Origin of the sequence: Streptomyces sp. NRRL F-5755, assembly GCF_001279365.1 — a bacterium.
Lineage (GTDB): Bacteria > Actinomycetota > Actinomycetes > Streptomycetales > Streptomycetaceae > Streptomyces > Streptomyces rimosus.
Genome location: NZ_LGCW01000001.1, coordinates 182,908 through 191,349 on the forward strand (window position 1 = coordinate 182,908; position 8,442 = coordinate 191,349).

The 8,442-nt window shown below is 73.9% G+C and carries 7 protein-coding genes; 3 read left to right on the forward strand and 4 right to left on the reverse strand.

Annotated features, from left to right (window positions below; translation table 11 throughout):
• Window positions 1–36: 36 nt before the first annotated feature.
• From ADK86_RS00835 to ADK86_RS00850, 4 genes are all read right to left on the reverse strand, one after another.
• On the reverse strand, window positions 37–837 hold the full coding sequence (locus ADK86_RS00835; RefSeq protein WP_053694746.1) for a glucose 1-dehydrogenase: 801 nt from the start codon (window positions 835–837) through the stop codon (window positions 37–39).
• Window positions 838–873: 36 nt separating this feature from the next.
• The gene (locus ADK86_RS00840; protein WP_053694747.1) at window positions 874–1,527 is read right to left on the reverse strand and encodes a TetR/AcrR family transcriptional regulator; all 654 of its coding nucleotides are present in this window, start codon (window positions 1,525–1,527) and stop codon (window positions 874–876) included.
• Between the two features lie 62 nt (window positions 1,528–1,589).
• Complete coding sequence (locus tag ADK86_RS00845; RefSeq protein ID WP_078951661.1) at window positions 1,590–2,465, reverse strand: MBL fold metallo-hydrolase; 876 nt, start codon at window positions 2,463–2,465, stop codon at window positions 1,590–1,592.
• A 208-nt stretch (window positions 2,466–2,673) separates the two neighbouring features.
• On the reverse strand, window positions 2,674–3,564 hold the full coding sequence (locus tag ADK86_RS00850; protein WP_053694749.1) for a DMT family transporter: 891 nt from the start codon (window positions 3,562–3,564) through the stop codon (window positions 2,674–2,676).
• 220 nt (window positions 3,565–3,784) lie between these two features.
• Here ADK86_RS00850 and ADK86_RS00855 point away from each other — a divergent pair, with 220 nt between their 5' ends.
• From ADK86_RS00855 to ADK86_RS00865, 3 genes are all read left to right on the forward strand, one after another.
• Window positions 3,785–5,449, forward strand: a complete 1,665-nt coding sequence (locus ADK86_RS00855; RefSeq protein WP_053694750.1) for an FAD-binding dehydrogenase — start codon at window positions 3,785–3,787, stop codon at window positions 5,447–5,449.
• A 264-nt stretch (window positions 5,450–5,713) separates the two neighbouring features.
• A complete protein-coding gene (locus tag ADK86_RS00860) occupies window positions 5,714–6,667 on the forward strand; it encodes a hypothetical protein (protein ID WP_053694751.1) in 954 nt (317 codons plus the stop codon).
• 143 nt (window positions 6,668–6,810) lie between these two features.
• Entirely contained in the window at window positions 6,811–8,397 is a 1,587-nt protein-coding gene (locus ADK86_RS00865; protein WP_199834323.1) for an APC family permease, read from the forward strand.
• Window positions 8,398–8,442: the final 45 nt, after the last annotated feature.

The following is an 8,442-nucleotide window of genomic DNA, read 5'->3' on the forward strand; positions in this document are numbered from 1 at the left end:
TGGGCTCGGCGGCGCGTCACCGCTGCGTGCCGCGCGTCACTGCCCCATGACGTAGCGGACCGTCGGCCCGGCGGTCCAGCCGCCGTCCACCGCCAGTTCGGCCCCGGTGACGTAGGACGCCGCGTCGGACAGCAGGAAGACCACCGCCCCCGCGGTCTCCTCGGCCTCGCCGACCCGCCCCATCGGCGTGTTGGGGTACTTGCCCGCGCCCCGCTCGATGCCCGCCTGCTCGGTCATCGGGGTGAACGTCATGCCGGGGTGCACCGAGTTCACCCGGATCCGCTCGGTGCCCAGCTCCACCGCGCCGATCTTCGTCAGGCCGCGTACGCCCCATTTGGAGGCGCCGTAACCGCCGGTCAGGGCCAGGCCCATGAGGCCGGCGGCGGAGGAGATGTTCACGATCGAGCCCGCGCCGCGCTCGCGCATCGCGGGGATCACGGTCTTCATGCCGATGAAGACACCGGTCAGGTTCACGTCGAGGACCTTGCGGAAGAAGTCCACGGAGACCGACTCCAGCGGCTGGCCGGTGGCTATGCCGGCGTTGTTGACCAGCCCGTCGATGCCGCCGAACGTGTCGGCCGCGTAGTCGGCGGCCCGCTCCCAGTCGTCCTCCGAGGTCACGTCGTGCACAAGGAACCGGGCACGCTCGCCGAGCCGTTCCGCCGTCGCCCGGCCCTCCTCCTCCAGTACGTCGGTGAGCAGCACATGCGCGCCGGCCGCGACCGCCCGCTCGGCGGCAGCGGCTCCCAGGCCACGGGCGCCGCCGGTGATGATGACGGACTTGCCGTGCAGGTCGTGCTGGGGGTGGGGGGCGTGCTGGGCGTGGGCGTCGGGCATGTTCGGCTCCTTGCCTGGGGAGTGGGGAGTGGGGCGTTACGGGTGCGGGGCCGCCGCCGGGGCCAGCAGGAAGGCCTCCGTGGTGGCGATGAGGTCGGCGCGGAACAACTCCTCGTACGTCAGCGGCCGGACGCCGTCCAGGTACTGCCGGGCCCGGTCGGCCAGCGCCGCGCCGATCAGCGTCAGCGCCAGGTCGATCCGCTCCAGGCGCAGCGCCTCGGGCAGGCCGGCGGCGGCGAGCGCGTCCTCCGCCAGGCCGATCAGCCGCCAGGTCGCGGTGCCCGCCAGCGTCGGGTGCGGGGTGCGCGTGCGGACGCCGCTCTCGTGGGTCAACTGGGCGGAGATACGCAGACAGCGGCGGCCCCGGTCGTCGCGCAGCTGGGTCGCCTCGGCCGTGATCAGCACGCCGATCAGGGCTCTCAGTTCGGGCCCGGCGGCGCCGGACCGGGCCTCCACCGCCGCCAGCGCGGGCGCGAGCACCGCCTCCGTACGGGCCAGCCGCCCGGCCATCACGGCGTCCAGCAGCCCGGCCCGCGAACCGAAGTGGTACTGCACGGCCGACGGGTTGCTCTGCCCGGCCAGCCGCACGATGTCCCGCGTCTGCGCCCCGTGGACACCGTGCGCCGCGAAGACCTCCTCCGCGGCGCGCAGCAGCTTCTCCCGGGTCTCGGCCCCGGACGTTCTCGCCATGCGGGCACCCTAATGCTGGACATTATTAGCCGTCGAGGCCGCCCGCGGCGGCTTCCCCCGTCTCACCAGCGCACGGCCGTGAAGTCCACCGGGCGCGGACGCAGTTCCCGCGTGCGCTCGGCCAGCCGCCGTACGCGCTCGGCCATCTCGGCGGCGGGCAGGTGCGTACGGTCGCCATGGCCGGGCAGCAGCCACTCGAAGCGCAGCCCGACGGCGGTACGGGCCAGGGAAGCGGCCAGTTCCTCGATGGAGTACCAGGTGACGCTGTCCGCCACCTCGATGTCGCCGGTCGTGCGCGACCAGTAGAAGCTGTCCCCGCTGAAGCAGTACCGCTCGTCGGCGACGTAGAGCACGCTGCCCCGGGTGTGGCCGGGCAGCGGATGGGCGTACACCCCATCGGCGATCTCCGCGCTCTCCGTGCCGCGCAGTACGCGGTCGGCGTCCGGCGCGGCGTCCAGGTCGCCCTCGTGGATCCACAGGCGGGCCCCGAACCGGTCGGCGTACCGGCGGCCGTGCGCCACATGGTCCCGGTGGGTGAGCAGGACGTCGGTGACCGGCCCCAGCGCCTCGTACCGGGCGGCCAGCGGTTCGCTCCAGCGCGGCGTGTCCACCATCAGCTGCGTGCCGCCGGGGCGCCGCAGGAGGTAGGAGTTGGCCCCGGCGGTGTGCTGCGAGTTGTGCCCGCACAGCAGCACGTCGGTGTCGCCGAGGCGCATCGGGAACGGATCGAGATCCGGGTCCAGCCGGCGGGACGGGTGCCGGATGGAGCGGGTGGGGCAGGCGAACGCGGCGGCGTGCAGCAGTCGTTCATCCGCCGTGTCACGCGGCTGCCGGACGATTTCGGAGCGCCCGCCGGCCTCGGCGATCAGCTCCGGGGCGAGCTGCCGGGCGACATCGCAGTTGGTGCAGCGGTCGTCGACGTACCAGGCGTCGGTCATGGCATGCCTCATTCTTCGGGGGCGTACGGGGGCCGTGCGGGGTCCGTACGGGGTTCGTGCGAAGAGGAAAACGCGCCGGGCTGCCGAAGTGGAAGGGGTGCCGGGTCTTGTTTCTGCTGGTCAAGGCGTATCTCTCGGGAGGGCTGCGACTGTCGCGAGCATGACAAAACAACTTCCGTGCGGCCCACCCGTACCCACCCGCAGCCCCTCACCCCACCCGTACCGCCGGCACCCGCTCCGGCCGCCCGGCCACCCCCGCCGGCATCGCCGGATGGCCGCCGATCAGGACGATGCCCGTCACGACCGCCGCCAGCCCGGCCGCCTCCCATGTGAGCGCACCGCTGGTCACGTTCAGCCGGTCGCCCAGGAAGCCCACCCCGCAGGCGATGCCCGCCAGCGGCTGGGCCGCCGTCAGGGCGGGCAGCGACATGCGCAGCGGCGCCGTCTCGAAGGCGCTCTGGACCAGTATGAGCGCGAGGACGCCCAGCGCCAGCACCGCGTACGGCTCCCAGCCGGTGAGCAGCGCCGCCCAGCCGCCGCGCCCGAACCGCTCGCCGCTGATCCGGGTCAGGGCGTCCTGGAGGCCGTACAGCAGTCCGGCCGCGACGCCCAGCAGCGCCGCCTCCCGGCTCATCCGCGCCCGCCTGGCGCAGGCCGCCAGCAGCAGCGCGAGGCCGAGGACCGCGCCCATGACCAGCCAGTGCCGCAGCGGACCGGCCGGGCTCCGGCCGCCGTGCGGCTCGCCGGCCACGATGAACGCCGTCACGCCGCCCGCCAGCAGCCACAGGCCGCCCCAGCCCCGGCGGCCCAGCCGCTGCCGGGTGAGGCGCCGGGACAGGGCCATCGCGAACAGCAGGTTCGTGGCCAGCAGCGGTTCGACGAGGGTGACCTCGCCCAGGCCCAGCGCCGCGGCGCCCAGCGCCATGCCGGCCACCATGAAGCCGATGCCGGCCAGCCAGCGCGGCATCCGGGCGAGGTCGAGCAGCAGCCGCAGGGAGAGGAAGTCCTGCATCGGGGCCCGCTGGGCCGCGCCCTGCTGGAGGACGAATCCGGACCCCAGGCAGCAGGCCGCGCTCACGGCCAGCAGGAACACCGTCACGTCACGCACCTCAAGTCGGCGGGGAAGGCGGGGACTTGGCCGAGGATAGCGAGCCGTACGGCGGCCCGCTGCCCGCCCGGGGGCACCGGGCACGCCCGGGTACCCGTCCGGGCGGCACCCGAACACGCGGTTGACGCGCCGTACGGACGCGCTGAGGATCGGTAGCCACGACGGCCGCCGGGTCCCCCGGTGCCGCGGCGAGGAGAAGAGACGGGCAGACATGACCAGTGGCGCCTACGACGCTGATGTGATCGTGATCGGAGCGGGGCTGGCGGGTCTCGCGGCCACCGCGGAGCTCGCCGAGGCCGGCCGCAAGGTGATCCTCCTGGAGCAGGAGCCCGCGAGCGGTCTCGGCGGCCAGGCGCACTGGTCCTTCGGCGGTCTCTTCCTCGTCGACTCGCCCGAGCAGCGGCGGCTGCGCATCCGCGACAGCCACGAGCTGGCCTGGCAGGACTGGCTCGGCTCGGCCGGCTTCGACCGCCCCGAGGACCACTGGCCGCGCAAGTGGGCCGAGGCGTACGTGGACTTCGCGGCGGGGGAGAAGCGCGCCTGGCTGCACCGGCAGGGCGTACGGCTCTTCCCGGTGGTCGGCTGGGCCGAGCGCGGCGGCTACGAGGCGACCGGCCACGGCAACTCCGTACCCCGCTTCCACATCACCTGGGGCACCGGTCCCGGCCTGGTCGAGCCGTTCGCGCGGCGGGTGCGGGCCGGAGTGGCGCGCGGCCTGGTGGAGCTGCGCTTCCGGCACCGCGTGACCGGCCTGGCGCGCAGCGCGGGCGCCGTGGACACCGTCACCGGCGATGTCCTGGAGCCGTCGGACGCCGAGCGCGGCACGCCCAGCGGCCGGGAGGTCGCCGGCGCCTTCGAACTGCGGGCCCAGGCGGTGATCGTCACCTCCGGCGGTATCGGCGGCAACCACGACCTGGTGCGCGCCAACTGGCCCGAGCGGCTGGGCCGGCCGCCGGAGCGGATGCTGTCCGGGGTGCCCGCCCACGTGGACGGCCGGATGCTGGGCATCACGGAGGCGGCCGGCGGCCGGATCATCAACCGGGACCGCATGTGGCACTACACCGAGGGCATCGACAACTGGGACCCCATCTGGCCCCGGCACGGCATCCGCATCCTGTCCGGGCCGTCCCCGCTGTGGCTGGACGCGCACGGCAAGCGGCTGCCGGTGCCGCTGTTCCCCGGCTTCGACACCCTCGGCACCCTCGAACACATCATGCGCAGCGGCCACGACCACACCTGGTTCGTGCTCACCCGGAAGATCATCGAGAAGGAGTTCACCCTCTCCGGGTCCGAGCAGAACCCGGACCTGACCGGGCGCAGCGTCCGGGACGTGCTCGGGCGGGTGCTGCCCGGCGCCCCGGGCCCGGTCCGGGCGTTCATGGACCGGGGCGCGGACTTCGTCGTCGAGCGCTCGCTCGGCGGTCTCGTACGCCGGATGAACCAGCTGACCAAGGAGCCGCTGCTCGACGAGGCCGCGCTGCGCCGCGAAATCGTCGCGAGGGACCGCGAGATCGCCAACTCCTTCACCAAGGACCTCCAGGTCACCGCCATGCGCGGCGCCCGCAAGTACTTGGGCGACCGGCTGATCCGCACCGCGCCCCCGCACCGGCTGCTGGACCCCAAGGCCGGTCCGCTGATCGCCGTACGGCTGAGCATCCTGACCCGCAAGACGCTCGGCGGCCTGGAGACGGACCTGTCCTCGCGGGTGCTGACCGAGAGCGGCGAGGCCCTGCCCGGCGTCTACGCGGCCGGGGAGGCGGCGGGCTTCGGCGGCGGGGGCGTGCACGGCTACCGGTCGCTGGAGGGCACCTTCCTGGGCGGCTGCATCTTCTCGGGCCGTACGGCGGGGCGGGCGGCGGCCAAGGCGGTGGGGTGAGCGCGGCGGGCCGGTAGCGGGGCCGGAGGATTACCGGCCGGTCACCTTCCGGTGCCCCGCTGCCCGTACCGCGCCTATTGACAAGTGTGTTGACGGGCAAGGCAGTTGGCTTTCCGGCCATTCTCCGAACGGCCTTGACGCGAAGCTGTGCCTGCCGCTTTGCTGTGCGTGACCAATCGGTGTCGATCAGTCCACCGATTCTGCACACTCGCGTCCGGAAGCGGCGCGTCCGGAGGTGAAGCGCGTCGTGGAGTGTTCCTGCCAGTGACCCCTCCGCCACCCCCGCCCCTGGGCCGCTCCCGCCGCAAGGACGCGCTGCTCCTCGACCCGGCCCTGGACGACACCGAACTCTCCGCCTCCGTCGACGCCTTGGCGCACGGCCGCTGGGTCCGGGTACGGACGCTGCTCGCCGACACCGGAACCGACTGGGACCTGCGCGGCCACCGGCTGGTGGTGCTCGCCGAGGGCCCGGCCAGCGCCGCCTGGGCCGGCGACTGGCGGCTCGCCGAACCCGACAGTGCCGACGCCGCGACCCTGCTGGCCTGCGCCCTCGTCTTCCAGGCGGTGCGCGGCAAGGCCGGCGGGGACGCGGCGCGCGAAGCCTGCCGCCTCGCCGCCGCCATGGCGCCCCACGACCCCACGCCCTGGCTGGGCATGCTGATCCTCGCCCGCCGCACCGGCACCCCCGACGAACGCGAGCACGCCTTCGACCAGGTACGCGCCCGGCACCCGGACCACCACCACGCCCACCACCTGATGGCCGCCTGCCTGGCCGAGCAGCAGCAGGGCGGCGCCGCCGACCCGCTGCACCAGGTCTACGACTTCGCGTACTGGGCCGCCGAACAGGCCCCGGCCGACTCACCGCTGGCGATCCTGCCCGTCGTGGCGCACGCGGAGCGCTACCGCGCGCTGGCCGCCGCCGGACTCGAACCGGCAGACCCGGCGGCCTCCGGACACTGGTCCACCCGCCGCGCGCGCCAGGTCATGAAGGCGGCCTTCGACTGGTGGCTGGAGTGGGAGGGCGAGGACCACCCGCGCCGCAAGGTGGACCTCAACTTCCTCGCCCACGCCAAGTACTACGAGGGAAGGATGGCCGAGGCCGCAGCGCTGTTCCACCGCATCGGCCCGCACGTCACCGCCGCGCCGTGGTCCTACCCGGACCGGGACGCCCGCAGGGCCTTCAAGGCCGCCCGCGACACCGCCTTCAGCACCGCTTGACCCCGGCGCCCGGCTGCCGCCCCGGCCGCCCACGGCGCCCGTACGACGTACCCAGCACCACGCGCCACGCACGTAGCACCCGCACCGCACCCCCGCACGAAGCGCACCCCGCCCGCGCTCCACGGAAAGGACACCACCGCGCCATGCTGACGAGCAGTACGGGAAACACGGGCCATCCGAGGCGGGCCGGCACACCGGGCGGCCCCGGGGAGATCAGCACCTTCAAGGGCCAGGAACGGGCCCTGCGCGCCGGCCGCATCGGCACGCCCGGCCTGCTGCTGTCCGTGCTGGCCGCCAGCGCGCCCCTGATGGTGGTCGGCGGCGTCATGGTCACCACGTACCAGGTCATGGGCATCGTCGGGCAGCCGCTGCTGTTCGTCATCCTGGGCGCGGTGATGGCGCTGTTCAGCGTCGGCTACGCGGAGATGAGCCGGCACGTCCACAACGCCGGCGCCTTCTACGCGTACATCGCGCGCGGCCTCGGCGGCACGGCGGGCGCCGGCGCCTCCTTCGTCGCCCTCGCCGCCTACAGCTCCCTCCAGTTCGGCATCTACGGCATCTTCGGCTTCGAGGTGTCCGGGCTGCTCGACAGGCACCTCGGTGTCGATGTCGCCTGGTGGGTGCCCGCCCTGCTCGGCGTACTGGTCGTCGGCGTGCTCGGTGCGCTGAAGATCGACCTGAACGCCAAGGTGCTGGGGGTGCTGCTCGCCATCGAGGTCATCCTGATCGTCGTCGCCGACATCGCCTTCGCCTCGCGGCCCGGTCCGCAGGGCCTGTCGCTGCACGCCTTCGACCCGGCCACGCTCGGCGGCGCGGGCCTCGGCACCGCGCTGTGCTTCGCCGTCGCCGCGTTCGTCGGCTTCGAACAGGCCCCCGTCTACGCCGAGGAGACCAGCCGGCCGCAGACGGTCGTGGCCCGGGTGATGTTCCTGGCCGTCGGCTTCGTCGCGGTCTTCTTCGCGCTCAGCTCCTGGCTGATCGGTGTCGCCACCGGCCCGGACCAGGTGGTGGCCACCGCCGGCAAGGAAGGCCCCAACCTGATCTTCGCCCTCACCGGGGCGCGGCTCGGCGGCACCTTCGCCGACCTCCTGCACGTGTTCTTCGTGACCGGCATCTTCGCCTCGATGCTCAGCTTCCACAACGTGGTGGCCCGCTACGCCTTCGCCATGGGCCGCGAGGGCCTGCTGCCCGCCGCCCTCGGCCGTACCGCCAGGTCCAGCGGCGCGCCCGCGCTCGGCTCGCTGCTCCAGTCGGTCATCTCGTTCGTCGTGGTGGCCGTCTTCGCGCTCACCGACCGGATGCCGGCCGGCGACCCCACCACCCCGGTGCTGCGGCTGTTCACCTGGGGCGGCAACGTGGGCGCGCTCGGCGTGATCCTGCTGATGGCGACCGCGTCCGTGGCCGTCATCGCCTTCTTCGTACGGCGTGGCGCGGGCCGGGCGCAGGCGGGCCGGCTGCTGGCCGCCGGGCTGGCCGCGCTCGGCCTGCTGACCGTGCTGGTCTACGCGGTCAAGGACTTCGGCGTACTGGTCAGCGCCGAGGGCTCGGCGCTGAGCTGGGTGCTGCCCGGCGTCATCGGCCTGGCGGCCGTGGTCGGGCTGCTCCACGGGCGGGTGCTGCGCGCCCGGCGCCCGCAGATCCACGCCCGCATCGGCCTGGGCAACGAGGCGTTCCAGTTGGAGAAGGCGGCGAGCGTGCCGTCCTCGTCGTCCCCGCGTGAGGAGAGCTGACCGATGGCCCACAGCGTTACGGACCCGCGGGACGCGGGCAGAGCG